The 24,603-nt window shown below is 43.6% G+C and carries 26 protein-coding genes; 6 read left to right on the forward strand and 20 right to left on the reverse strand.

What is annotated here, in order from left to right:
* Positions 1–69: 69 nt before the first annotated feature.
* The 9 genes from ACFOGI_RS07760 to ACFOGI_RS07800 form a co-directional block, all read right to left on the reverse strand.
* Positions 70–1,149 carry a bifunctional 3-deoxy-7-phosphoheptulonate synthase/chorismate mutase gene (locus ACFOGI_RS07760; RefSeq protein WP_390270974.1) on the reverse strand — a complete coding sequence of 360 codons (1,080 nt, stop codon included), beginning with the start codon at positions 1,147–1,149 and terminating at the stop codon, positions 70–72.
* 216 nt (positions 1,150–1,365) lie between these two features.
* On the reverse strand, positions 1,366–1,800 hold the full coding sequence (locus ACFOGI_RS07765; RefSeq protein WP_390270977.1) for a YtxH domain-containing protein: 435 nt from the start codon (positions 1,798–1,800) through the stop codon (positions 1,366–1,368).
* Positions 1,801–1,815: 15 nt separating this feature from the next.
* Entirely contained in the window at positions 1,816–2,220 is a 405-nt protein-coding gene (locus tag ACFOGI_RS07770) for a DUF948 domain-containing protein (protein WP_390270980.1), read from the reverse strand.
* 250 nt (positions 2,221–2,470) lie between these two features.
* Positions 2,471–3,775, reverse strand: a complete 1,305-nt coding sequence (gene murC / locus ACFOGI_RS07775) for a UDP-N-acetylmuramate--L-alanine ligase (protein ID WP_390270983.1) — start codon at positions 3,773–3,775, stop codon at positions 2,471–2,473.
* Between the two features lie 130 nt (positions 3,776–3,905).
* The gene (locus ACFOGI_RS07780; RefSeq protein ID WP_390270986.1) at positions 3,906–5,018 is read right to left on the reverse strand and encodes a nicotinate phosphoribosyltransferase; all 1,113 of its coding nucleotides are present in this window, start codon (positions 5,016–5,018) and stop codon (positions 3,906–3,908) included.
* Positions 5,019–5,093: 75 nt separating this feature from the next.
* Complete coding sequence (locus tag ACFOGI_RS07785) at positions 5,094–7,559, reverse strand: DNA translocase FtsK (protein ID WP_390270989.1); 2,466 nt, start codon at positions 7,557–7,559, stop codon at positions 5,094–5,096.
* A 134-nt stretch (positions 7,560–7,693) separates the two neighbouring features.
* Positions 7,694–8,296 (reverse strand): YtpR family tRNA-binding protein, encoded by a 603-nt coding sequence (gene ytpR, locus ACFOGI_RS07790; protein ID WP_390270992.1) that lies wholly within the window; start codon positions 8,294–8,296, stop codon positions 7,694–7,696.
* A 17-nt stretch (positions 8,297–8,313) separates the two neighbouring features.
* A complete protein-coding gene (locus ACFOGI_RS07795) occupies positions 8,314–9,114 on the reverse strand; it encodes a DUF1444 domain-containing protein (protein ID WP_390271052.1) in 801 nt (266 codons plus the stop codon).
* Positions 9,115–9,144: 30 nt separating this feature from the next.
* Complete coding sequence (locus ACFOGI_RS07800; protein WP_390270994.1) at positions 9,145–9,462, reverse strand: thioredoxin family protein; 318 nt, start codon at positions 9,460–9,462, stop codon at positions 9,145–9,147.
* 177 nt (positions 9,463–9,639) lie between these two features.
* On the opposite strand from ACFOGI_RS07800, the gene ACFOGI_RS07805 reads away from it, so the two are divergent.
* On the forward strand, positions 9,640–10,080 hold the full coding sequence (locus ACFOGI_RS07805; protein ID WP_390270997.1) for a YtoQ family protein: 441 nt from the start codon (positions 9,640–9,642) through the stop codon (positions 10,078–10,080).
* 25 nt (positions 10,081–10,105) lie between these two features.
* Here ACFOGI_RS07805 and ACFOGI_RS07810 read toward each other — a convergent pair whose 3' ends face one another.
* Positions 10,106–10,606, reverse strand: coding sequence for a DUF84 family protein (locus ACFOGI_RS07810; RefSeq protein ID WP_390271000.1), 501 nt, complete (start codon positions 10,604–10,606; stop codon positions 10,106–10,108).
* An 18-nt stretch (positions 10,607–10,624) separates the two neighbouring features.
* Positions 10,625–11,692, reverse strand: a complete 1,068-nt coding sequence (locus tag ACFOGI_RS07815) for a M42 family metallopeptidase (RefSeq protein ID WP_390271003.1) — start codon at positions 11,690–11,692, stop codon at positions 10,625–10,627.
* A gap of 175 nt (positions 11,693–11,867) precedes the next feature.
* On the opposite strand from ACFOGI_RS07815, the gene ACFOGI_RS07820 reads away from it, so the two are divergent.
* Entirely contained in the window at positions 11,868–12,182 is a 315-nt protein-coding gene (locus tag ACFOGI_RS07820) for a PepSY domain-containing protein (RefSeq protein ID WP_390271006.1), read from the forward strand.
* A gap of 36 nt (positions 12,183–12,218) precedes the next feature.
* Here ACFOGI_RS07820 and ACFOGI_RS07825 read toward each other — a convergent pair whose 3' ends face one another.
* A complete protein-coding gene (locus ACFOGI_RS07825; RefSeq protein ID WP_390271008.1) occupies positions 12,219–13,073 on the reverse strand; it encodes a YtnP family quorum-quenching lactonase in 855 nt (284 codons plus the stop codon).
* A gap of 93 nt (positions 13,074–13,166) precedes the next feature.
* Positions 13,167–13,805, reverse strand: coding sequence for a tRNA (guanosine(46)-N7)-methyltransferase TrmB (trmB, locus tag ACFOGI_RS07830; protein WP_390271011.1), 639 nt, complete (start codon positions 13,803–13,805; stop codon positions 13,167–13,169).
* Positions 13,806–13,881: 76 nt separating this feature from the next.
* Between trmB and ACFOGI_RS07835 the strand changes: the two genes are divergently transcribed.
* Entirely contained in the window at positions 13,882–14,169 is a 288-nt protein-coding gene (locus ACFOGI_RS07835) for a YtzH-like family protein (RefSeq protein ID WP_390271014.1), read from the forward strand.
* Here ACFOGI_RS07835 and ACFOGI_RS07840 read toward each other — a convergent pair.
* The 4 genes from ACFOGI_RS07840 to ACFOGI_RS07855 all read right to left on the reverse strand — a co-directional run bounded on the left by ACFOGI_RS07840 (position 14,156) and on the right by ACFOGI_RS07855 (position 18,077).
* The gene (locus ACFOGI_RS07840) at positions 14,156–14,974 is read right to left on the reverse strand and encodes a phosphotransferase (protein WP_390271017.1); all 819 of its coding nucleotides are present in this window, start codon (positions 14,972–14,974) and stop codon (positions 14,156–14,158) included. The two genes, ACFOGI_RS07835 and ACFOGI_RS07840, sit on opposite strands and share 14 nt — an antisense overlap.
* A 167-nt stretch (positions 14,975–15,141) precedes the next feature.
* Positions 15,142–15,711 (reverse strand): RNA 2',3'-cyclic phosphodiesterase, encoded by a 570-nt coding sequence (thpR, locus tag ACFOGI_RS07845; protein WP_390271020.1) that lies wholly within the window; start codon positions 15,709–15,711, stop codon positions 15,142–15,144.
* A gap of 14 nt (positions 15,712–15,725) precedes the next feature.
* Positions 15,726–16,442 carry a pseudouridine synthase gene (locus ACFOGI_RS07850; protein ID WP_390271023.1) on the reverse strand — a complete coding sequence of 239 codons (717 nt, stop codon included), beginning with the start codon at positions 16,440–16,442 and terminating at the stop codon, positions 15,726–15,728.
* An 18-nt stretch (positions 16,443–16,460) separates the two neighbouring features.
* Entirely contained in the window at positions 16,461–18,077 is a 1,617-nt protein-coding gene (locus ACFOGI_RS07855) for a putative polysaccharide biosynthesis protein (RefSeq protein ID WP_390271026.1), read from the reverse strand.
* A gap of 157 nt (positions 18,078–18,234) precedes the next feature.
* Here ACFOGI_RS07855 and ACFOGI_RS07860 point away from each other — a divergent pair, with 157 nt between their 5' ends.
* Positions 18,235–19,506, forward strand: a complete 1,272-nt coding sequence (locus ACFOGI_RS07860; protein ID WP_390271029.1) for a BaiN/RdsA family NAD(P)/FAD-dependent oxidoreductase — start codon at positions 18,235–18,237, stop codon at positions 19,504–19,506.
* Between the two features lie 76 nt (positions 19,507–19,582).
* Positions 19,583–19,756, forward strand: a complete 174-nt coding sequence (locus ACFOGI_RS07865) for a hypothetical protein (protein WP_390271032.1) — start codon at positions 19,583–19,585, stop codon at positions 19,754–19,756.
* 56 nt (positions 19,757–19,812) lie between these two features.
* On the opposite strand, the gene ACFOGI_RS07870 is transcribed toward ACFOGI_RS07865, so the two are convergent.
* The 3 genes from ACFOGI_RS07870 to ACFOGI_RS07880 are packed head-to-tail and all read right to left on the reverse strand — an operon-like array spanning position 19,813 to position 22,597.
* Positions 19,813–21,108, reverse strand: a complete 1,296-nt coding sequence (locus ACFOGI_RS07870) for a TRAP transporter large permease (protein ID WP_390271035.1) — start codon at positions 21,106–21,108, stop codon at positions 19,813–19,815.
* The gene (locus tag ACFOGI_RS07875; RefSeq protein WP_390271038.1) at positions 21,105–21,593 is read right to left on the reverse strand and encodes a TRAP transporter small permease; all 489 of its coding nucleotides are present in this window, start codon (positions 21,591–21,593) and stop codon (positions 21,105–21,107) included. Before ACFOGI_RS07875 ends, ACFOGI_RS07870 begins: the two co-directional genes overlap by 4 nt.
* The gene (locus ACFOGI_RS07880; protein ID WP_390271040.1) at positions 21,593–22,597 is read right to left on the reverse strand and encodes a TRAP transporter substrate-binding protein; all 1,005 of its coding nucleotides are present in this window, start codon (positions 22,595–22,597) and stop codon (positions 21,593–21,595) included. The genes ACFOGI_RS07875 and ACFOGI_RS07880 overlap by 1 nt, the downstream gene beginning before the upstream one ends.
* Positions 22,598–23,039: 442 nt before the next feature.
* Here ACFOGI_RS07880 and ACFOGI_RS07885 point away from each other — a divergent pair, with 442 nt between their 5' ends.
* Positions 23,040–24,212: a dicarboxylate/amino acid:cation symporter gene (locus ACFOGI_RS07885; protein ID WP_390271043.1), complete on the forward strand. Its 1,173-nt coding sequence runs from the start codon at positions 23,040–23,042 to the stop codon at positions 24,210–24,212.
* The last annotated feature ends 391 nt before the right edge of the window (positions 24,213–24,603 follow it).

Consider the following 24,603-nt stretch of genomic DNA (forward strand, 5'->3'; position numbering starts at 1 on the left):
TAAATTACAAAAATTTAAGGCTGATCCCCCTGGTGAGGGACCAGCCTTCATAACAATTGATGACCGATTTTAGTATTCGAGCCTGTTTTTCATTTTATCCAACTCATCAATGAACGTATTGAACATTGGAATATCCATTTGCTGAGCAGAATCTGACAGGGCAACAGCCGGATCTGGATGTACTTCTGCCATGATTCCGTCTGCACCGATTGCCAAGCCTGCTTTTGCAGCCGGCAGAAGAATATCTCTTCTGCCAGTGGAATGGGTCACGTCCACCATGACAGGCAAATGTGTTTCCTTTTTGAGGATTGGAACCGCTGAGATATCCAGTGTATTCCTTGTCGCTTTTTCGTAAGTTCTGATTCCTCTCTCGCATAGGATAATATTTTCATTTCCGCGGGAGATGATGTACTCTGCTGCATTGATGAATTCGGAAATCGTCGCAGATAATCCACGTTTCAAGAGAACAGGCTTATTGACATCCCCAGCAGCCTTCAGAAGTTCGAAGTTCTGCATGTTCCTTGCACCAATCTGAATCACATCCACATAATCAAGAGCTTTCTCAATATGTACAGGATTTACAATTTCACTTACAACAGCCAAGTCATATTTGTCTGCTGCTTCCTTCAAAATTTGCAATCCTTCTACTCCAAGTCCCTGGAAATCGTATGGAGAAGTTCTTGGCTTGAAGGCACCACCACGGAAAAGCTTTACCCCTTTTTTGCTGACCGCTTCGGCCACTTTTTCCACTTGGTCATAACTTTCTACAGAACATGGACCCATTACATACTGTGCAGTACCATTGCCAATTTGGGTTCCCTTGATATCGATCACTGTGTCTTCAGGTTTCTTCTTCCTGGAAACAAGAAGGGCCTTACGGTTATCATCGATCTGCAATTCAAGGCTAGCCTTGAAAATTTCTTTGAAGATATGCTCAATGGTAGAATTTTCAAAAGGGCCATCATTATGTTCCGTGATATGATCGAGCATGGATCTTTCCCTAACCGGATCAAACCTGTTCATGCTCTGCTTGGTTTTAATCTGCCCTATTTCTTGTACAAGCTCAGCACGTTGGTTGATCAAGTTGAGAATTTCGAGGTTAACCTCGTCTAATCGGCCTCTTAGCTGGTCCATTTCATTTTGGCTCATCTAACTCCACTCCCCTAATTGTTTATTCATATATAATTTCAATAATTAGAAACCATTATAACGAAGATAAAATGCTTTGTCATTACTTAGTTAAATTTTTTTTCATATTTTCGGTTAACAAATAAATTTCAGTCAAATTATCCCGAATTTTGCCCGAAAATTTTTCATGAGGCTAAAAAAACAATGCAGCCCGCCAGCGGAGCTGCATTGTTAGGTTTATACCTCTACGTTTTTCAGCTGTTCACTATCCTCGATATATTCTTCTGTTGGGGCATCGGATACTCCTACTTCTCCGTCTTCCTTCTGATCTGCGGACTTTTTGGTGAACCTGTCCTGGAATGTCTTCGTCAGGTCTTTGGTTTTAGCGGAAGCATTGGTGGTTGTATCCATCGCTTTCCGTTTCAGTTCACTCCCTGTGGTATATGCACGGTCTTTCCAATTGGTGCTTTTCTCAGCTGCGATATCCTTCCACTCATAAGCACGGCCCTTCACCTGGCTGGCTCCCTGATTGATGTCCCCTCTCAGTTCCCTGCCGGATTTCGGTGCCAATACCAATGCGGCTCCTGCGCCAATGATTCCTCCAATCAACGTGCCAATGACAAAATCTTTTGTGTTGATGGTGCTGTTGGATTGGTTGTTATTTTCTCCCATCAGTAATTCCTCCCTTTATTTTTTTCTTTTATTCACCATATCCATGATGGCTGAACCCCATTTAACCGCTTGAGACACCTTTTCATCGTCTTGAGCGGAGGTCCGTGAGATACTATTGGATAATTGCTGCAGAGACAGATTGAAATCCTTGACCGTTTCACCGATTCCTTTAGCTCCGTCAAATAATCCATCCAGTTTGGAAGACTTTTCGTTCATATCGTCTGCCAGTTTATTCGTTTTATTTAACAGTTCGGTGGTCTCTGTTGTAACTCCCCGAATCTGCTTATCCAAATCGTCAAGGGTTGTAGAAACTTCGTTCATCGTATTTTTGGCTGCTTTCAAGGTTATGACCACATATACCACGAGAACCACGAAGGCGATTGCAGCGATCAATGCAGCGATATAAAGCATGATTTCCATGTGTTACCACTCCTTTAGTTGTTATGATGTCAGGTATAGTTTGGGCTTCATGGTTAATGCACGTAATAATTCCAAAATACCTTTATAAATGATACCCCTATTTAACAGCTTTCAAACCTTATTGATATGGAGGCCTATACATATATTTCAACAGGCCTGTCCTAAAATCCTGCTGATTCCGCAAGTTTTTATGTACAAACTGAAAATGTGAAAAAAGAGCCTGTTCTCTACTGCAGACTCTTTTTTCAATTCATTTATTGACCTTGAGGTAATTTTCATAGGCCTCCTGGAATTTCTGGATATCTCCAGCCCCCATAAAGATCAATACACTATCCTTATATTGTTGCAGGACACCTATGCCATCCAGCTCAAGGACCACCGCATCGTCTGTCAACTCTTTCAAATCATTGATGGTCAGCTTTCCAGACTGTTCCCTTGCAGACCCGAAGATATCACACAGGTATATGTGATCAGCCAGGTTCAGGCTATCAGCAAAGTCTTGGAGGAAGGTTTTCGTCCTGGTAAATGTATGTGGCTGAAAGATGGCAATTACCTGCTTTTCAGGATACTTCTTACGTGCCGCATCGATGGTAGCCGTTATTTCTTTGGGATGATGGGCATAATCATCCACTAATAGCTGATCTCCCACCTGTTTCTCTGTGAAACGGCGTTTGACACCTCTGAAGCTGCTTAATTGCTTGATTGCATCGGTGTTGATATCTTCATAGTGGCAAATGGCTATTACTGCCAGGGCATTTAATACATTATGGTTCCCATACATCGGAATGGTGAACGTGTCATAAAATGTATTTCTTACAAAGACATCAAATTCGGTTCCTGTTTCTGTTTCCCTCACATTTTGTGCTTGAAAATCATTGGTGTCGAGGAATCCATAATAGACAACAGGAACCTTAGCCTGGATTTGCTGCAGTTTCTCATCATCACCACATGCAATAATACCTTTCTTCACTTGATCCGCCATCGACTGGAAGGCATCGAATACATCATCAATGCTCGTAAAATAATCAGGATGGTCGAAGTCGATGTTGGTCATGATGGCATAATCCGGCTCGTACTTCAGGAAATGACGCCGATATTCGCATGCTTCGAACACAAAGTAGTCGCTATCCGCATGCCCTTTGCCTGTGCCATCTCCAATCAAATAGGAAATAGGATAGGTTTCATTCAGCACATGCGCCAAAAGCCCTGTCGTGGATGTCTTGCCATGTGCACCTGTAACGGCGATACTGGTGTATTGCTTCAGCCACTCACCGAGGAACTCATGATACCTGTAATAAGTAACTCCCTGCCTTTTGGCTTCCTGTATTTCCGGGTGGTCATCTGAAAAGGCATTTCCTGCAATGACCGTATAATTTTCTTTGATGTTATTTTCTGAGAAGGGATAGATTGGAATGCCCTTTTCTTCCAAGGCTTTCTGTGTATAAAATACCTTTTCTATATCGGAACCCTGCACCGTCTCCCCCGAATCGTGGAGAATATGTGCTAGGGCACTCATTCCAGTTCCCTTTATACCAATAAAATGGTAAGTTGTCATATAAGAACCTCCAAATTAACATGAAAAGGATTAAACGAACCCTTACATATTCACTGTTTCAGCTAAAATGCCAATGATATTGCCATATTATATCAGAATTTATACAGGAACAAAATAAACGATCCGTTTATTATACGTCCCCGTAATACTTGACTTCTTCCAGTCTCGGATTCGGACGGTAACGACGGCCTTCCTTAGCCTCTGGTGTCCCGTTCAACAGTACATTATCACCGGTGAAGCCAATGTTAATTTTCAACAGATTCCTGCCTACGCCGTAAATATCAACCGGTACACCAGCCCTTTCGAATTCTGCAATCCTCGTCTCATTGAAACCGCCAGTAGCGACAATCTGTACATGGGAGTATCCTTCTTCATCCAAGGCTTTCCTCAAAGCGAAGATCAACTCGGGATTGACACCTCGAGGGTCGAAAGTCCCCATAAGGTGATGATTCCTTAAGAAGTATTTATCGACCAACGTACGGGAAGTATCCAACCGAACGGATTTCAAATCATCTCCAAATTCCCTTGCAACTTTCAGGGAATCCGTGATGACATCATTATTATAGTCAACCAAAGCAGCAAGTTCATCTTCCGGGAACATATCATGATACGCTCTGCACGCTGCTACAATGTCTCCCCGGTACATCTGGATCAAGGCATGCGGCATGGTACCCATCCCTTCTTTTCCCCACCATTCATTCATCGCATGGGTTGCCTGGGCGGTGGAGCCTCCGATAAATGCTGCATAACCATCTCCTGCCTGCTGCGTATAATGGTCATCACGATCTCCCATAAAAATGACAGGCTTCTGCTTGCCGGAGGTTCGAGCTGCTTTTACCACATTGTATACATTCGTTGCTACGGATGTTCTTCTCGCAAGAATTCCATCAATGATTCCTTCCAGATAGCCGAATTGCTGATAAGAGCCGGAAACGGTCATAACTGTTTCAAAAGGCTTCACCTTGTCTCCATCCTTCAGTGAATGGATCTTCAACGTTTCCGGTCTGTCTGCAAAGGTATGCAGGAGGGCAATTGCTTCATCCGTCCCGCACAGAACAGCTTCTTCTTTTTGAAAAAACTGCATGGTAATATAATTATCGGGCAGCTTCTCCTCTGCAATCTTTTTGGTTTTCAAAAAATAGACGGCAGAGAACCATCCCTCTTTGATCCGTTCATCAAATTTGAACGTCTTGTTCGTCAGTCTTTCGATTTTACCGGAAAGCTTCTGTTCTATTTCCTTCATTATTAAGTACTCCTTAACTGTATTCTTCCTTTATCTTATATAAATTCCAGCTGTATCACAAGGCTTTTAACTTTTCTACTCGGCCTGGGACGGACTAATCAGGACCTCTCTCGGCTTACTTCCATTCTGGCCGGAAATGATCCCTCTGTTCTCAAGAGAATCGATCAGCCGTGCGGCACGGTTATAGCCAATTTTGAAATGTCTCTGCAATAAGGAGGTGCTTGCACTGTTCTGCTGAAGAACAAATTGCATAGCTTCCTCCAGTAAATCGTCTTCTTCTTCATCAATGACTGCCTGCTCAAGGAGCTGTTCTTTTTCAAACAGGTATACAGGTTCAGCAATACTTCGCGCATGACTTGTCACCCGCTCTACTTCATCATCGGAGACAAACGGGCCTTGAAGCCGTATGCTTTTCCCTGCCCCATTTTCTATGAACAGCATGTCCCCTTTGCCCAACAGTTTCTCAGCACCACTTGTATCGAGGATGGTCCGGGAATCTACCTGGGAAGATACACTGAAAGCGATCCTGGTCGGGATATTCGCTTTGATCAGCCCGGTAATGACATCGACGGAAGGCCGTTGTGTGGCTAAGAGCAGATGGATACCACAGGCACGTGCTTTCTGGGCAATTCGGCTGATGGAATCCTCTACATCTTGAGGAGAGACCATCATTAGATCTGCCAGCTCATCGATTACGATGACGATATACGGCATTTTATCTTGCAGTCTGTTCTGATCAGTTATTTTTTGATTATATCGTTCAATATCCCTAACGCCCTCTTCCACAAATTTCTCATATCGGTCTTCCATCTCTTTTACCGCCCACTTCAGGGCAGCAGTTGCAGCTTTGACATCTGTTATGACTGGAGAGACCAAATGAGGTATCCCATTATATGGAGCCAATTCCACCATTTTCGGATCAATCAGCATAAACTTCACATCCTCATGGTGAGCCTTATAGATCATGCTGATCAAAATGGTATTGATGCACACACTTTTACCCGACCCGGTGGCACCTGCTATCAGTCCATGCGGCATTTTTTGGATATTCGTGACCAAAGGTGTCCCTTCGATACTGACACCCAATGCGATGGTTAACGGGGAAGTACTTCTTTGGAAAGCTTCTGTTTCAAAGACGCCCTGAAGGCCGACCATCTCGGCTTTGGGATTCGGTATTTCAATCCCTATAGTATTTTTGCCGGGGATCGGTGCTTCAATGCGAATATCCCTAGCGGACATATTCAACTTCAAGTCATCGCTGAGGTTCTTGACCTTGCTCACCTTCACACCAAGCTCCGGCTGGACCTCGAATCGAGTAACCGATGGACCCTGTGTAGCATTGACCACCTTCGCTTTCACATTGAAATGTATCAGGGTTTGTTCTAGCAATCTCTGCTGCTCTTCCACCCATTTAGCGTCCTCATTCGATTTAAGCACAGGATCGTCCAAAAGATGGTAAGGGATGGACGTGATTTGCTGCTTCTGTCTATCCTGGCTTCTTCTGATTTCCGCCTTCCGTCTCTCCTGTTCTGCTTTTCTCTCGCGGTCAAACTGCCTTTTCTTATCCCTTGGTGTCATAATGACATTAAAAGGAGTGGTGCTATTCGGCCGGTCTGCAGAGGAGTTTTCTGCCCTTTTATCTTCTCCTGCCTTGAGTGTAGGAGCAGGTGAGAGCTTCTCTTCTCCCCGGGTCTGCTGTTTTTTTTCAGCCTCTTCCTTTTTAATTCCCATCTCATCCTCAGTCAATCTTTGCGATTGGTCGGTTCCTGCTGTAGGGTCCATTTCTTCGTAAGAGGATGTGTAACTATCCTGGTGATGGTCCTCTTGTATTATCTCTTCTTCCACATCCTGAGAATCTTCCTCTATTATCTCTTCTTCCACATCCCGAGGATCTTCGTCTATTATCTCTTCTTCCTCATTGTCTTGGGCACTTTCAGGTATCTGTCTGGATGAACGAAGAAGAGAATGAATCTCATTGTCCTGGTCCAATTCCTGTTCTTCCGGTGAAAAGCCTTCTCCTGTATGTAATAGCTCGTTCTCTGGAGTTTTCTCTTCTTGCACCTCTTTCCTGTCTTCTTTCTTTCGGACAAAGGTAGGAACACTCGCCAAGTCCTTATCTTTCCGATAACCATAGATAGGGGAAGGAACGTCTGAAGGTTCAAAAGGAACTTCTGGGTCCTTCTTATAAATTTTTCGTTCCATCTTTTGCTTTTCTTTAGGGGAACTAAAGAAATTTTCACTTTCTGTATAGTTCCTCTCATGCTTGTCTTCTTGTTTCCCCTCTTTCTTTTCTGGTTGCTTATATCTGGGAGGCTCCGGTTTTTTCCTAGGTCTACCACTGGTCTGCAGCTTCTCTTCATCAGGGATGACAGGGAAGCGGAAGGATTTGTTTTCCGGATATTGATACACTGTCTTCGCCTGAAGATTGCTGTAGCCGGGTTTTGACTTCTTACCCGGTTCCTGTTCATTTTCCTGTTGTACTTCCTCTTCTTCTCCAAATAGGCCTTTTAGTTTCTTGTACCATTTCTCCCACACAAACATTCACTCATTTCTATTATTCTTAATTTCCATATGAGGATTATTTTATCAGTTTTCCCCTGTAAATTGAATATGGGTTCTCACTGGTTTCATGAAAAAACAACCCTCGTAACTTATTACTCAGGTTGTTTTTCAGCCTAAAAGTCAAATGCTTCTCCTGTCTTGTAAGAATCATCCAATACATATATTCCCTTTTCTTTTGGTGCATTCGGGATACCGAGCTCTTTTTGGGAACATATCATACCATTCGAAGGTACGCCCCTGAGTTCTGTGGGTTTGATTTCCATCCCACTCGGCATGGTAGCTCCTACCTTGGCCACGACCACTTTCTGTCCCTTCTCTACATTTGGGGCACCACATACAATTTGGAGCTGCTCGTCACCGACATCCACCTGACATACGCTCAATTTATCTGCGTTTTCATGGCCTTCCTTCGTTTCTACATATCCGACAACAAACTTAGGGCTGAGATCGAAGTCAAGGGAGTCTTCCAACCCATTTTCTTTGAAAAGTGCTTCTAACTCACCCAAAAACTTATCAGTCAGTGTGATTTTCCCTGCCCCTTGCAAATTGAGGTGCTCGCTTGCGCGGAAGATATTGTAGCCAAGGACGTCCCCTCCCTTGCCGGTTATTCGGACAATAGGACCATACGATTCATGTGAAACTTCGTACCGGTCCCCTTCTTTCAACGGAATGATTAACACATCTCCGACTCCTCTAGGGTTATGAAAAACAAACATATAATCCTCACTCTTTCTTATTTATTTTCCGGACGGTTTTTTGCAAGTATAAAGATTGGTGTCAACTTTTTATCTTCGTAAACCAGAGCCAATGAAGTAATCGGTATCCGTCCTTCTGCAAAAAACTTCATGGTCATTTGTGCCAGTATATCATAACCGGTCTTATTCTCGACGTCAGCTATGATGAGGACATCTTGATGAGGAACGGCTACTGCCATTTCACCTTTTGCATTAGCCTTCATTTCCTCCAGGAAAGCTTCATTGAGGATCCGGCTGGCATCATACCCATCCTGATTCGCAACAAAATAGAAGTCATTTCCGGCGACCGTATCTTTTTTATAGTCTACAGATAGAGATCGCAGGTTAAAAGAAGCGATTTCTTCCAGCCTGTTGTTCGTCCACCCTTCCTTGTCCAAGAGAGTCTCATCAATTAACTGATAGGATTTGCCAAGGTCAACCGCATAATAGATTCTCGTTTCTGCTGTATGTTCTTTTGTAACTAGTTTGGCTCCACCCTTTGTCTCTTGAGGAAAAGATGTCGATCGAATGACTGGATAGATGCTTTTTTCCTTCCCTTTTAGCTGAACTTCCTGGTTCATGACATGCAATGCCTCATTGATATGCTCTTCCAACTCATCTATTGCAGCTTCGCCTTGTTCATTATATTTGGTTATAATGCTTGGCAGAGAAACGGTCATCCCTTTCCCTGTATCCTGCCATTCAACCCGCAGTGTATCCTTGTCTCTGTCGTAAGAGGTGCGGTATTTCTTTTCAGCCAGCCTTTCTTCCAGTATTTTCTTCAGTTTTATACTGGTCATTTTCACCTTGCAACAACTCCTTTGGCAGTATCAATCAGGAAGCCCGTCAATAAACTGCTTAATTTGCTCTTTTGTTTTACGATCCTTGCTGACAAATCTCCCGGTTTCTTCCCCTTGTCGGAACGCAAGAAAACTTGGAATACCGAATATATCGTATTCCTGGCAAAGTTCGATGAATTCATCCCTGTTCACTTCTACAAAGGTATAATCAGGATACTCCTTCTCTATTTCCGGCAGTTCAGGTTCGATGACGCGGCAATCCGGACACCATCCTGCTGTAAAAAGCATAATGACTTTGCCTTGATTCTTCAACTCTTCAAACTGCGTTGTACTTTCCAATGTAAGCATGGTTCCACTTCCTTATTCAGACTTTTATATGGATAATCGGTATCAATTATATGATTTCCTCCCCTGGAAAGGCAAAAGATTGCAATCATCGTTTTCTCGTTCCACATATCAATTTCTTTCCAATTTTCCCTTTTTTGTTTAAACTTGAGATATGATGATATAAATAGGAGGGTTTTTATGGAATTGACGGTTTACTTAGCAGGGCAAATTCATGATAATTGGCGGGAGGAGTTGAAAGAAAAGGCAAAACAAAAAGGACTCCCGTTGAAATTTGTTGCTCCACAAACCAATCATGACCGATCTGACGATATTGGAGAAGCAATCCTTGGCAACCAACCGGATAACCTATACAGGGATGACGCTGCCTCAAGCATCAACAATTTGCGCACGGAGGTTTTGATGCAGAAGTCAGATGTAGTGATTGCCTTGTTCGGTGAGAAATACAAACAATGGAACACAGCAATGGATGCCAGTGCAGCGCTGACCTTGAATAAACCTACCATCCTTGTCCGGCCGGAATCTCTCATCCATCCGTTAAAGGAACTTTCCAATAAGGCGAATGTCACGGTGGAAACGGTGGACCAAGCACTGGAAGTACTACAGTACATTTTCGAATGAAAAAGCAGCGGAGCACCGCTGCTTTTTAGCTTCCGAATTCCCACTGCCCGCGGAGCAGTTTCACTACATGACTGAACATTTCCTGTCTTGTAACTTGTTCATTCGTGAAAACCCCGATGGCACCTTCCCTGTGCCTTATTCCTTCCCTTTTGGCGTAAGAATCCATGATGTCACCCAATTCTCGTCCTTCTTTCAATTGTCTGGTGACTATCGCAGGCAGCAGGATCCGTGCACCACTGGCGGTATGAATTTTCCCATCCCTGGTAACTAGGGCTCCCCAGTTACAAAGGTATAATCTCCCGTCAACTTCCATCACACCGCCTTCTAAACCGATCGCCAGATCTCCGTTTGTATATTTGAAACAGCCCATCGCCCGATTGACTGCCCCGCTCCTTGTTTCTTCATCAGAAAAAGGCTGTTCAGGAATGAGTGATGGAGCATCCGCGGTGATGACTTCTTCCTGAGCAAAATTCTCTTTTACCGCTCCGATTTTCGTTTCATTCTTCGATCCGACAATTATTTTCAATGTAACTCTCCTTTATTGCTATGCATATCTTCGGATTTGATCAACTGTACCCTTATCGGTTTCCTTTACAAGCTTTACAAGCAGTTCCTTGGCCGCTGCATAGTCATCTACATGGATGATTGATGCAGAGGTATGAATATAACGAGAGCAAATGCCGACGACTGCTGATGGAACACCTTCATTAGCCAAATGTACTTTTCCGGCATCCGTCCCTCCTTGGGAAATGAAATATTGATACGGTATATTATTGCTCTCGGCTGTATCTAGAATAAATTCCTTCATCTTCGGCAGAGTGATCATGGATCTGTCGAAAATTCGAAGCAACGCCCCATTGCCCAGCTGTCCGAATTCCTGTTCATTTCCATCGGCATCATTAGCCGGAGAGGCGTCCAAAGCATAAAAGATATCAGGCTGTATCATATGGGCCGCCACTTGTGCCCCTCGGAGGCCAACCTCCTCTTGAACAGTCGCACCAGAGAAAAGCTGGTTTGGGGTCGTCTCATTCTGTAGCTCCTTCAGCAGTTCTACTGCCAGCCCACAACCATATCGGTTATCCCAGGCTTTCGCCAATATCTTCTTGCTGTTTGCCATGGGAGTGAATGGGGTAAGCGGAACGATTGACTGCCCAGGCTTGATACCGATCTTTTCAGCATCCTCCCGGTCGTCCGCACCAATATCAATCAACATGTTTTTGATTTCCATCGGTTTATTCCTTTGTGCTTCCGTCAAATTATGGGGCGGAATCGATCCAATCACTCCCACAACCGGGCCGTTTTCCGTAATTATCTGCATACGTTGGGACAATAGAACTTGGCTCCACCAGCCTCCCAACGGCTGAAAACGAAGCATGCCATTTTTGGTAATTTGAGTGACCATCAACCCCACTTCATCCATATGCCCTGCTACCATCACCTTGGGTCCGTTGCCCTCTTTGACACCGAATACGCCGCCAAGGTTATCTTGAATGACTTTATCGGAGTATTTTTCCAGTTCTGCTCGCATGAATTTCCTTACCGCATGCTCGTTGCCAGGAGCAGCCGGCAATTCTGTTAGATTTCGGAATAGATCTAACGTATCCTGATTCATAAGTTCCACCTCTACTTTTCATTCATATACCCAGTATAACTGCGGAATCCAATCATTTCCACCACCAGTCGATTATAGCTGTAATATTTTCTATTTTAAATTATTTAGGGTATACTTGATGTTGAAGTACTCATCGATTCAGAGAAGACTAAATTATTGCAAGAGGTGATGACAAATGAGCAAGAGGAATATAATGCTTGCGGCCGGGCTGGGGGCTGCTGCCGGCTACTTGGCCAAGGAAGCAGTTGATGCTTACCAGAAAGTTACGCCGGAAAAAGCTCTCAAACATGCGAAAGAAACCTTCAAAAAAAATGGGCCGATCAGCGGTTCCTGGATTTACATGAAACCGGAAGAAGTAGAAAAGAACGGTTTGCTTTACCAAGCTTATCGTGGGGGTGTGACCCGGAACATCGATGGACAGAATAAGCAGTATGAATTTTACGTGGATACGGAAACAGGTGCGGTCATCGATTCGATCCAAACCTCCTAAATGAAAAAATAGCTGCGTTATGCAGCTATTTTTTGATCATTGGTATGGATCTCTCTCTCGTTTCACTTCATCTACGATTCCTCCGGACGCATCGTATTTCAAGGCACGGTAATAAGCGTCATGATAGAAGGTATACCACGCCTTCCTGGCATAGCCGAAAGCCATCCACTTTTCTTTCTGGTGGACCGAGGTCACGGGATAATCGTCATAGGCTAACGCCCATAATTTATTTTGGTGCGCATTGGTCGGCATGATATCTGCCATATGGATAAAACATTCATCCCCTTCTTCGAAAACCAGTATGCAATGTCCGTCACTATGCCCTCCGGTATGTATCAACCGCAGGCCATCAGCTACCTCCATTTCCTCTTCAAATGTCTGTACCTGCTCGGTAATTGGCTTCCAGTTCATTTCCCAATAGGTATTGACCGAACGGATATTAGGATTTCTCATTTCTTCCCATTCCACCTCAGAAGTATAAATGACAGCATTGGGGAACACAGGCACATATTTGCTACCTTCCTTGCTGGTCAAACCGCATGCGTGGTCAAAATGCAGGTGGGTCATCAGGACGCCATCAATATCTTCCAAAGTCAGCCCTATTTTAAGCAGTGAACGTTCCACCGTAGACTCTTCCAGTACACCAAAATTCCTCCGCTGCTTATCTGTCAGCTTCCCATTCCCCATTCCTGTATCTATCACGTAATTCTTCCCATCCAACTGCAGAAGAATTGGATCTGTTCTCAATTCAATCTGGTTTTTTTCATTACTCGGATATTTCTTTTCCCACAATGGTTTCGGCACAACACCAAACATCGCGCCGCCATCAAGAAAATTAACCCCGCCATCCAACCATGTCAACGAGGCCCTTCCAACCTTTAAAGTCTCCATATTCATCCCCTCCGTCAATAATTTTATCTGAATCATCAAAAATCAGCAAACGTTTACATGAAATGATTAAAAAAAGAACCTGTATAAGGTTCTTCAGACATATTTGGCACAACAGCGATATATCGGTTGTCCTTTTGCTGAAAATTTCTCTTCGTATTCCGTCATGATATTAGTGGAACCCTGTTCAGCATGTAAATCAACATTCACTTCTTCCAACTTCATTCCGAACTGGGAGAAGCTTACCACGGAATACTCAAATAACCCCTTGTTGTCCGTCTTGAGCACGACTTCACCTACATCAACCAATACCTCCTTATACTGACTCAAAAAGGTATGGAAGGTAAGCCGCCTTTTCTCATGACGGTTTTTAGGCCATGGATCGGAAAAATTCAAATAGATGCAGTCCACCTCATTTTCCCCGAAAAGTTCCCGGAGGTCTTGAGCGTCTTCATTCAGAAGAATGACATGATCCATTCCAGAATCCTTCACTTTCTGGGCAGCCGTAACAATAATGCTTTTTGCAATTTCTATTCCGATGAAATTTATATGCGGAAACTGCTCGGCCATCCCTGCAATAAATTGTCCCTTTCCCGTTCCTATTTCAACATGGATCGGATGTTCGTTTCCGAAAAAATCCTTCCACTTATTTTTGTTTTCTTTTGCGTTCGGGATGACAATGTGGCGATTTTCCTGTAAGAAATCATCTGCCCAAGGTTTATGTCGCTGACGCATTGCTTTCACCTTCTCTTATAAATATAGGGTATATTAAAATGATTATGGCTAAGACTATTTTCTGAGGTGATACGTGATGGCACTTACAGTAAATAATCAATTATCGTTGTTATATGACCTTTTGGATGAACAGCAGGTTGACGGTTATGGACAAGCATCCGAATATCAGCAAATCGTTAGACTGGTACAGTCCATGATGGAAAATGACCAACTAACCGATGAGCAGCTTACCCAACTTCTTCCCGAGATTTACAATTATGGAAAGCAGGGAGAATCCACTAAGGATACAACCGCCCATATTACGTCGAACAGACAGAATATCGGCAATTGGACCAACATCATTCAACAGGCTAACTTAGAATAGATGTACTGATTTGCGCATTCAGTTCCTTGATGTTTTCAACCCGTTCCTGTACCTTGTCAGGCTCTTTCCGCTCTTCATGCCAACTCAAATACTGGAGAGCGTCCAATAATAGGTACCAATACATCCGGCCAATGGTATTTGTATCCATGGTGACTCCATAGTTCTGCAGCCAGTTTTCCCAATCCTGCCGGGGTATGTACCATTTAAGAATCATTGCATAATCAGTGGCAGGGTCGGCTATAATAGCATTGTCCCAATCAATGAGAAACAGATCCCCCTCTTTTGTCACCAAGAGATTATTATGGTTCAAATCTCCATGACAGACTACTTTGTTCTGATTCCTTGTGACTGGAAGCAATCGCTCCAAATTCAATAAAGCCTCGGAGATTTCCGATCCATTAGTGGCATGGTTTGCACGTGCAAGCCGTGCTTTTATCATGGCGTAGCTCTCATCAGAACTAACTGGTTTCTTCCCTAACCGCATAAGCATATGGAGAAGCTCCGATGAATGATGGATCTTATGCAGCAATTCCGCTACATGATGATGCTGCATTTCCACCGGCGAAAGTTCCCTGCCTTCCAGCCATTCTTGAGCCGTAATCACGTCTCCGTTCTCCATCCGTTTCGTCCATACAAGCTTCGGGACGATTCCTTCTGCTGACAATACAGCCAGGAATGGGGAAGAATTTCTTTTCAGAAATAGTTTTTTATCATCTTTTACCGCAAAATAAGCATCACCGGTAAGGCCGCCTGCCGGAATGACATCCCAGCCTTCCCCCAATACTCTTTTGAGCCAATCCACCATGGTTTCTCACATCTTTCCAAAATAAGCATTCAATAATACATTTTATTATCATCCATTAAAAAAAACAACTGTCGACTATGCTGCTGGCCGCTTTCATCCCATAGATTGCTGAACAGTTATACCTATCATTTCCCATTGTAGCGCGAAAATACATATTCGCTGGCCATTCAGATTCCTTTACCCTTCAACTGATAACGAGCTGCTACTTCATACTTTGGAGAATGTCCTGGATGAATGCGAAATAACACAACTTCGTCGACGGTGAACTCCTCCTGTCTATGGTCGCTTTCCATAGCTTCTTTCAGCACGGAGGTGTCTGCACCCCCTATCCAATTCTTTGCGATGGTGATATGAGGCTTATAAGGCCGTTTCTCCCTTTGAAAGCCAACCTTTTCGGCGCAAGCTTCCACTGCGTCATAGACATGCTGCAGTTGATCTGTTTTTTCCACTCCGCCCCATAAAACTCTTGGTCTGTCTGGTTTTCCAAAGTAACCTAAACCACCTGTTGAAATGTTGAAAGCTCGTTGATTTTCAAGCATAGAGAGTTCTTCCTCCAACTGCTTGCGTCTACTGTCCGTAACGGCCCCGAGAAATTTCAAAGTGATATGGAGATCCTCTCGATGTGGCCATTGCTTATAAGGCAGTCTTTTTTTCCAGACTTTCTGGATTTCTTTAAAGTAGTTTTTTCTTTCATCGGGTAGTGGAATAGCAACGAAATAATGCGGAACACTATTCATTTGGCATCCTCCATTCAACTTTTAAGGGAAAGACAATAATCGAGCTCTTCGTTTGTCAACTCTCGATAGGAACCTGGTGTCAGCTGTTGATCAAGTACAAGTTCCCCCATACGTTCCCTCTTCAGGTACATAACCGTCTTACCGACCGATTCAAACATCCTTTTCACTTGATGGAACTTTCCTTCTGTAACTGCCACTTCAATTTCCGATATATCGCCCTTCCGAAGGATTTTAAGCTCAGCAGGCTTAGCCTGGTAACCATCTTCCAGCGTAACACCTGATTGGAAGCTCTCTACATCATCATGTGTTACTATACCATCAATACGTGCATAGTATACTTTTTCTATTTCCTTTTTAGGAGAGGTAAGTTGGTGGGCAAGTTCTCCATCATTGGTGATCAACAGAAGTCCTTCTGTATCCTTATCCAGCCTTCCTACTGGGAATGGAGAAAATAGCCGATAGTCATCATCCAACAGGTCAATAACCGTTTTATGGTAGTCATCCTCTGTAGCAGAAATACAGCCTGACGGTTTATGGAGCATTACGTATATGAACTCCCGGTAACTTATTTCCTCACCGTCTACCATAACTGTATCTTCTATAGGATCGACGTGGAAGCTGCTGTTCTTGACAGTATGCCCATTTACAGAAACACGTTTTTTCTTTAGGAGGGTTTTCACCTCTTTCCTGCTTCCAAATCCCTTGCTGGCCAGTAATTTATCCATACGCAACCCAGCCACCTCCTTTATTTATTTACGAAATATACGATCAAGCACTCTTACACGGTTTCCAAAGATGCGCTCAAGCAATGTTGATTCATAGGCAAGCCACATATAAACAAGGCCGCCTATACCCACACCCATCGCCAGCATAGTGATTGTTGCCCATCTTTCCTCTCCATAAGGAAGGAATTGGGCGGCAGCAAATTTTACGATCAAGATAGTGACAATCATGATAAAAGTGAAAATAACAATCAGAGTCACCCTTTTCAACAGAGGTTTCAACGGAAAATCAATCTTCGTGAACACCCTCCACATATTCAAAGCAACTGCTGTTCCTGCTGCCAAACCAGTCCCGAATATGGCTCCTTTCGGCCCGAACATATGGATCAGCTGGATATTGAGCAGCACCTTCAGCATCAAGCCTGCTGCTAGACTAACCACAGCGAATTTCTGTTCATTAATCCCCTGGAGAAGGGAAGAAGATACAGTGAATAGAGCAAAGAGCAGTCCGACTGGCGCATACCATCCCAGCAAAGAACCGGTCAACTCGATCGAACGGAGGCCGTATAACGCACCATAGGCTTCATAAGATAGAACAGACAACCCAGCCACCGCAGGAATCACAAGGACCAGGACAATTTGCAGCGACTGGCTGATCTGCTGATGCAGCTGTTGCATATTATTAGCAGTGAAAGTCTTTGTCAGTGCCGGCAATGCGGCCAGTGACAGCCCAGTTGCCAATGTACCTGGTATGATGACCAACTTATGTCCGAACACATTAATAGCCGAAAGGGCAACTTCCCAGACATTTCCGAAACCAGCTGCGACCATGGCCCGGTTGAAAGTGAAGGTATCTACCAGTTGATATAAAGAAGTGGCCAGTCCCACAATGACAAATGGCCCGGCATAGCTGAATAATTCGATCATGAGATCTTTTTTGGAGATGTCCGTCGTGAAACGCTGTTGTTCCAGCCTTTTATCAAGAGCTGGTTTTCTTTTTTTCCAATAGCCCATCAATACTGCCATTGAGGCTGCCCCACCGATAAAGGCAGAGAAAGTAGCGAAGCCGACAGCGGTGGTAATGGATCCTCCAGCCAGTTTGAGTACAAGGAATGCCGCCGTCAACAGAAAAACGATTCGTACGATTTGTTCAATAACCTGTGAGACAGCTGTGGGTCCCATGGATTGATGCCCTTGGAAGAATCCGCGGATGATACTCATCGGTGGAATGATCAGCAGGGCAAAACTTACCATCCGGATGACGAAGGCAACATCTTCTGTAGTTATCGAACCAGTTTCCTCTGTAATAATGAAACCAGCCAGTACCTCGGCACCCAGGAACAATAGAAGGAATGCCAGAAAACCGCTGGCTGCCATCAATGCGATTCCTGTACGGAACATCCGTCTTCCCGTCTCATAATCACCTAAGGAGTTGTACTTCGCAATAAATTTGGAAACAGCCAAGGGAACACCGATGGTTGAGATGCTCAGTAGAATACTGTATGGAACATAGGCAAAATTATATAAGGTCCCCCCGGTTTCCCCAACGAGGGCATTAAAAGGAATGACATAGATCATCCCTAGGAATTTAGATAAAAAGGATGCTACCGTAAGTAACATTGCTCCCCTAACTATATTTGACATTTTTTCACCTGCATTTATATTCTTTTTCGTCCATAATGGACATTCTACCATATTCACTGAAATACGGTTAACGAATAAGCAATAATTGAAGCTATCCATTAACAATTGAGCATGTTGATTGGATAATGGTAAGATACATAAGAAAGGAATGATCATCATGCAAAAGGATGTTATTGTCATCGGGGGCGGGCCTTCCGGCTTGATGGCTGCTATCGCAGCTGCAGAACAAGGTGCCCGGACAGTACTCATTGAAAAAGGGAAAAAATTAGGAAAGAAGCTGGCAATTTCCGGCGGTGGACGCTGTAACGTTACAAACAGACTCCCACAGGAAGAAGTGATCAAGCATATTCCCGGTAACGGCCGCTTTCTATACAGCGCTTTTTCCGTATTCAACAACTACGACATTATCGACTTTTTCGAAAATATGGGAGTCGAGCTCAAAGAAGAGGATCATGGAAGGATGTTCCCTGTTTCGAATTCTGCGATGACCGTCGTTAACGCCTTAATTAACAGATTGGACGAGCTAAAAGTGGAAGTGCATCTTCAAACACCAGTACAGGCTGTCCATTATGGAGAAAGTGAGCATACTGTCATTTTAGAAAACCAGGAAAAACTCCTTACAAAGACAATCGTCCTAGCAGTCGGAGGAAAGGCTGTTCCACATACCGGTTCCACAGGGGATGGTTATGCCTGGGCTAAGAAAGCGGGACATACAGTAACCGAACTCTATCCTACCGAAGTGGCTCTTACTTCCAAAGAACCCTTTATAAAAGATAAAAGCTTACAGGGTTTGTCATTGAGGAATGTTTCCTTATCCGTCCTGAATAAAAAGGACAAACCGATCATCACTCACCAAATGGACATGATTTTCACACATTTTGGTGTTTCGGGCCCTGCAGTTCTTCGTTGTTCCCAATTCGTCGTCAAAGAACTGAGAAAAGGCAGGGATGAAGTAAAAATGATTCTTGATGCCCTGCCTGAGGAAAATGAAGAGCATTTGATCCAGACTACAATTGCATCCATGCATGCAAACCCGAAAAAATCCATTAAAAATACATTAAAAGGAATGGTGCCCGAAAGGTACCTGTCCTATATACTATCCAATAATCAAATAAGCGAAGAGCAAAAGGCGGGAAATATATCGAATGATCAAATACGTGCCATCATCCACCAAATAAAGAACTTTACCTTCGTAGTTCAAGGGTCTCTGCCGCTGGATAAGGCTTTTGTTACCGGTGGCGGTGTATCGATTAAAGAAGTCGTCCCAAACACGATGCAATCGAAGATCATGGCAGGCCTTTATTTCAGTGGGGAAATCCTTGACATTCACGGATATACAGGAGGATACAATATCACCTCTGCTTTAGTTACAGGAAGACTGGCAGGTATGAATGCTGCTTTGGAATCTGGTGCGTCCGCTGGTATATGATTCCTCGCATGCTCTTCAGCTCTTTGCCCTATACTAATCATGTCAGGACTTCCTGTATAGAAAGGGTGGGTATAAAATGCAGAGAAATGGAATGTGGCTGCCATTGATTGCTTCTGTCGGAGTTGGAGCAGCAACTTACTATACCATGACAAGAAATGACCAGAATTTCGGTGAGACCATGCAAAAAATGATACCACTTGTTACCCAGATGAACGAAGGGCCTACAGGCACACATCAATCTAGATCCTAATTAAACAGAGAAAGCGCACCTTTAATGGTGCGCTTTTCTCATATCCAGCGAACTGCTTACAAACCAAACAAGTTAGGCAGGAATAAACTTATTTGTGGTATGAAAGCAACGAGGAGCAAGACTAGAATGACTGCCACAAAATACGGAAGCAATGGCTTGATTACCTGTTCGATTTTCACTTCAGCAACACTGGCACCAACGAACAAAGCACTGCCTACAGGAGGCGTCATGTTCCCGATACAAAGAGCAAAACAGATGATCATCCCGAAATGTATTGGATCCACTCCCAGTTCCTGTGAAATTGGAAGGAATATAGGGGTGAATATCAATACAGCAGGTGTTATATCCATAAATGTTCCAATGACAATCAAGATGAGCAGCATGATCAAAATCAAACCTGCATAGCTTTCCGTTATGGAAAGCAAGGCATTACTCAAGGCGATCGGAAGTCCTGTATAGGACATTACCAAGGAAAATAATGCAGAAGAAGTGATCAAGAAGAGAATCATTCCGGTGATTTCAATGGTCTCTCTGAAAATGCCAGGGAAATCCTTTATTTTTAAGCTTTTATAAATCAATGATAAAATTATTGCATAGAGAACTGCAACTGCAGCACCTTCAGTGGCTGTAAAGATACCTGCCACGATACCTCCGATGACGATAACAATAAGAAACAGGCTCGGAAGCGCCTGAGCAATAATGTATAGCCTGTCTTTCATGGAAGGAACTTCAGAAACAGGGTAACCTGCTTTCTTTGCACCGAAGTATGCAACAACCATGACGGCTATCCCCCAGAGTATCCCGGGAACATACCCAGCCATGAATAAAGCTGCAATAGAAGTACCGCCACTAGCCAAGGAATAAATAATGATGATGGAACTAGGTGGTATAATCAATCCAGTTGGTGCAGATGCAATATTCACTGCTGCTGAATAGGTCCTTTCATAACCATGGTTTGTCTCCATTGGGGTCATTATTCTCCCCATTGCTGCAGCAGCAGCTACACTGGAGCCTGATATAGAACCGAACAGCATATTTCCAACAACATTAGTATGAGCTAATGACCCTGGCAGGCGTCCGACCAGGACTTTTGCAAAGTTCACCAGACGGAAAGCAATACCTCCATTATTCATGATGATACCGGCCAAGACAAACAACGGAATTGCGAGCATCGTAAAGTCGTCAATTCCCGTAGCCATTCGTTGTGCAGCAGTCAATATCGTTACATCAAAAGGTAATATCAACAAAAATGTCACAACTGAACTTAATATGATTGCAAGCGCTATTGGAGCTCCGAAAAACAGCAGAGCGAAGAAAACTCCGAACAGCACTATTCCTGCTGTCATTGTCATAAACTGGTCACACTCTCTTTCCTTCTCTTTTTATCGGCCGCCATATTGTAGATGGTATAAAAGATGATGAACATACCGCTGACCGGGACAGAAGCATACACAATAGCCTGGGAAATACCTGTAGCCGGCGCGACTTGGGAAACTGTCAATAAAACCGTTTGGAGCCCCCCATATACCATCAATACAGCTGCAGTCAAAAGAATGATCACATTCGTCAATGCACCAAGGACTTCCTGCTTCGTTTCACTCAATTTCTCTCGGAAGAAAAGGATGGCAATATGTTTTCTGATCCCGAAAACATAGGCGGCCCCCAACAGACCGAACCAGATCAATAAAAATCTGATGGCTTCCTCGGTACCCGGGCTGGATACGTTCAGAACATATCTGGCCAATACCTGCCAGACAGATAGTACTACCATGATCACCAATAAGGTGGATGTGATGGAAAGGAGAATTTTGTCCACTGTTTGCTTTAATTTATCCATTATTCTGCAGCTCCTTTCACCAATTTGTATATTTCTCCTGTTTTCTCACTCTGTGCAAAATCTTCGTGCATGGCCTGTACAGAGTCAATAAAAGATTGCTTATCAACTTCCACAAATTTCACATTCATTTCATTCTTGGCTATTTCGGTATTTTCTTTAATTGTCTCTTTCCATACATCTTCGTGGTAAATGGTCGATTCTTCAGCAGCCTCCAGAATGACCTGCTGTTCTTCCTCTGAAAATCTGTCAAACCTAGCACTGTTCATGATCAGCATATCGGGCACAATTTGGTGTTCTGTATACATATAGTATTTGGCTACTTCCCCATGGTTATTGTTAACCAAAGCGGTTTCATTGTTCTCAGCTGCATCTATTACTCCAGCTTGAAGGGCTGTGTATACCTCTCCATAAGCCATCGAGGTCGGAACCGCCCCGAAGGATTCAATCATGCCTACGCTTGTCTGACTAGGCTGTACTCTGACTTTCAACCCCTCCATGCCCGACACGTCTTTTACTTCCCTATTTTTGGTGTAAAGGTTCCTCTCACCGGCATTGTAGTAAGTCAACGCCCTGAATCCAATGTCTTCTGTCTGCAGATACAGCCTGTCCGTTACTTCTTTGTTATTCATGGCTTTCTCGAATTGCTGGTAATCCTCGAATACATATGGAACACTGAATATAGAATAGTCGGACTCAAAAGACTCGAGAGCACTGGCACTAACCTTGGATAGGTCCACAGCTCCCGTCTGTGTCAGCTCAATTGCTTCCCTTTCACTGCCAAGCTGGCCGTTCGCAAAGATTTCTACACTGATTTCTCCCTCGGATTTGTCTTCCACCAACCTTGCAAATTCAGCAAGGGACTTGTGCACCGGGTGGTCTAACGATTGGTTGTGGGCAAGCTTTAATTCTTTTCCTCCTTGCCCAAGAATAGAGCCATCAGGACCACAGGCTGCAAGTAACAGAATCGGTATCAAAACGGCAATTCCGCCAATGAATTTTCTCATATAAATCTCTCCCTAATTTAGTGAAATTCTCTAAGAAGCTTTACAATAGGAAACGCTTACTTAAAAACTAAATGAACCTTCTTTGCTTTACTATGTCTCAGTAGATGATATTCATGCTATTACTCCAGGAAATCAGCTTCCCTGCAGGCGTTTACAAAAAAGATGATTTCGCGACCAGAGGGCAGAAAACCAAGGACTTGCATTAATTTGTTTGCCAAACAAATTAACTTAACTTTATATAGGGTAACGTGTTTAGATGTATTTTGCAATGTTTTTTGGGCAAATCTATACTTGTTTCAATTCTCCGATGCATGGCACATTTCTGGATATCTGGGCGAAATTACCTATAACTATTGTTTCCATAGCAATATAGTGGATAGACGAATGACGGCAAATGTTGTAAAATAAACGTTTATTACATATATAATAAAGGAGTTTTTTGATGAAAGGATTCGGGTTACTTATAAGAATCTTAGTTGCCATCATTCTCGGTGTAACGATAGGCTCACTTGCCAATGAAGGGTTTATACGGGTGTTTGCGACCTTCAATGACCTATTTGGCGCTTTTCTTGGCTTTATCATCCCTTTAATCATTCTGGGTTTTATTGCACCCGGCATAGGTTCCCTTGGACGCGGGGCCGGAAGATTGCTTGGTTTGACAGCCGCACTGGCTTATGGTTCAACCATACTAGCAGGTGTGCTTGCTTTTTTTTCTGCCAATACACTTTATCCAAGCTTGCTTGAAGGGCAATCACTTAAATCGTTTACAGATCCTACAGAGGGACTTAGCTCTGGATATCTACCGGTCGAAATACCGCCTCTCATGGAGGTTACAACAGCTCTGGTACTAGCTTTTGTCATCGGTATCGGGATAGCAGCAGTAAACAGCAAGCTATTGCTGCAGTTGGCTGAAGATTTTCGTGATATTATCCAATTAGTTATTGAGAAGGTAATCATCCCTCTTCTGCCCGTTCATATTTTCGGTATCTTTGCGAACATGACGCATGCAGGACAAGTGACGACGATCATTAGTGTGTTTATAAAGGTTTTTATCATGATTATCATTCTGCACCTGCTATATCTTCTGATTCAATATACAATAGCAGGTTCCTTGAGCAGGCAGAACCCTTTGAACATGCTAAAAAAGATGTCGCCTGCCTATTTTACAGCATTGGGAACCCAGTCATCAGCCGCAACCATACCTGTGACACTACAACATTCTAAAACGCTCAGACTAAAAGGAAATATTGCGGACTTTACGGTACCATTGTTAGCAAATATCCACTTATCCGGCAGCACGATCACCATAACCAGTTGTGCCATGGCTGTAATGTTCCTGCAAGGAGATATGGCGTCTTTCTCAGCTGTCTTTCCTTTCATTGCAACACTTGGAGCAACCATGATAGCAGCACCTGGAGTCCCAGGAGGAGCAGTAATGGCAAGTATTGGTTTGCTGGAGAGCATGTTGGGATTCAGTCCTACCATGGTATCACTGATGATTGCTTTGTACCTTGCGCAGGACAGCCTCGGTACGGCATGTAATGTCACCGGTGATGGTGCAATCACGTCAGTTACCGACTCATTGAGTTCAAAAGTCAAAAATGAAGGGAACTAATAACGAATAAGAAGGAGGCAGGAATGATTGCCTCCTTCTTATTTTTCTATAAACATACTAGAGTGAGCCTCTTTTCAGCCAGCAATATTTATACAACCTGCCAACACGAGACTTTATGCTAACAATATGGGCATGCTTTTATTAGACGAAAACCTTAGACAATACGGTTTCTTATCTACTGCAAATCTCAACACCATGGCTGTCAGATTGTTTGGCCAAACGTTATGATCCTTATAGAGCTAAATCTGACATCCGACTGTTACTTCTGGCATATAAAAAAACAAGGAGGAAAGTAGTTTTTACTTTCCTCCTTGTTTTTTCGGTTGCCTGGCAGCGTCCTACTCTCGCAGGGACAAAGTCCCAACTACCATCGGCGCTGGAGAGCTTAACT

The organism is Virgibacillus xinjiangensis (assembly GCF_042643145.1).
Classification (GTDB): Bacteria; Bacillota; Bacilli; order Bacillales; family Amphibacillaceae; genus Virgibacillus_O; species Virgibacillus_O xinjiangensis.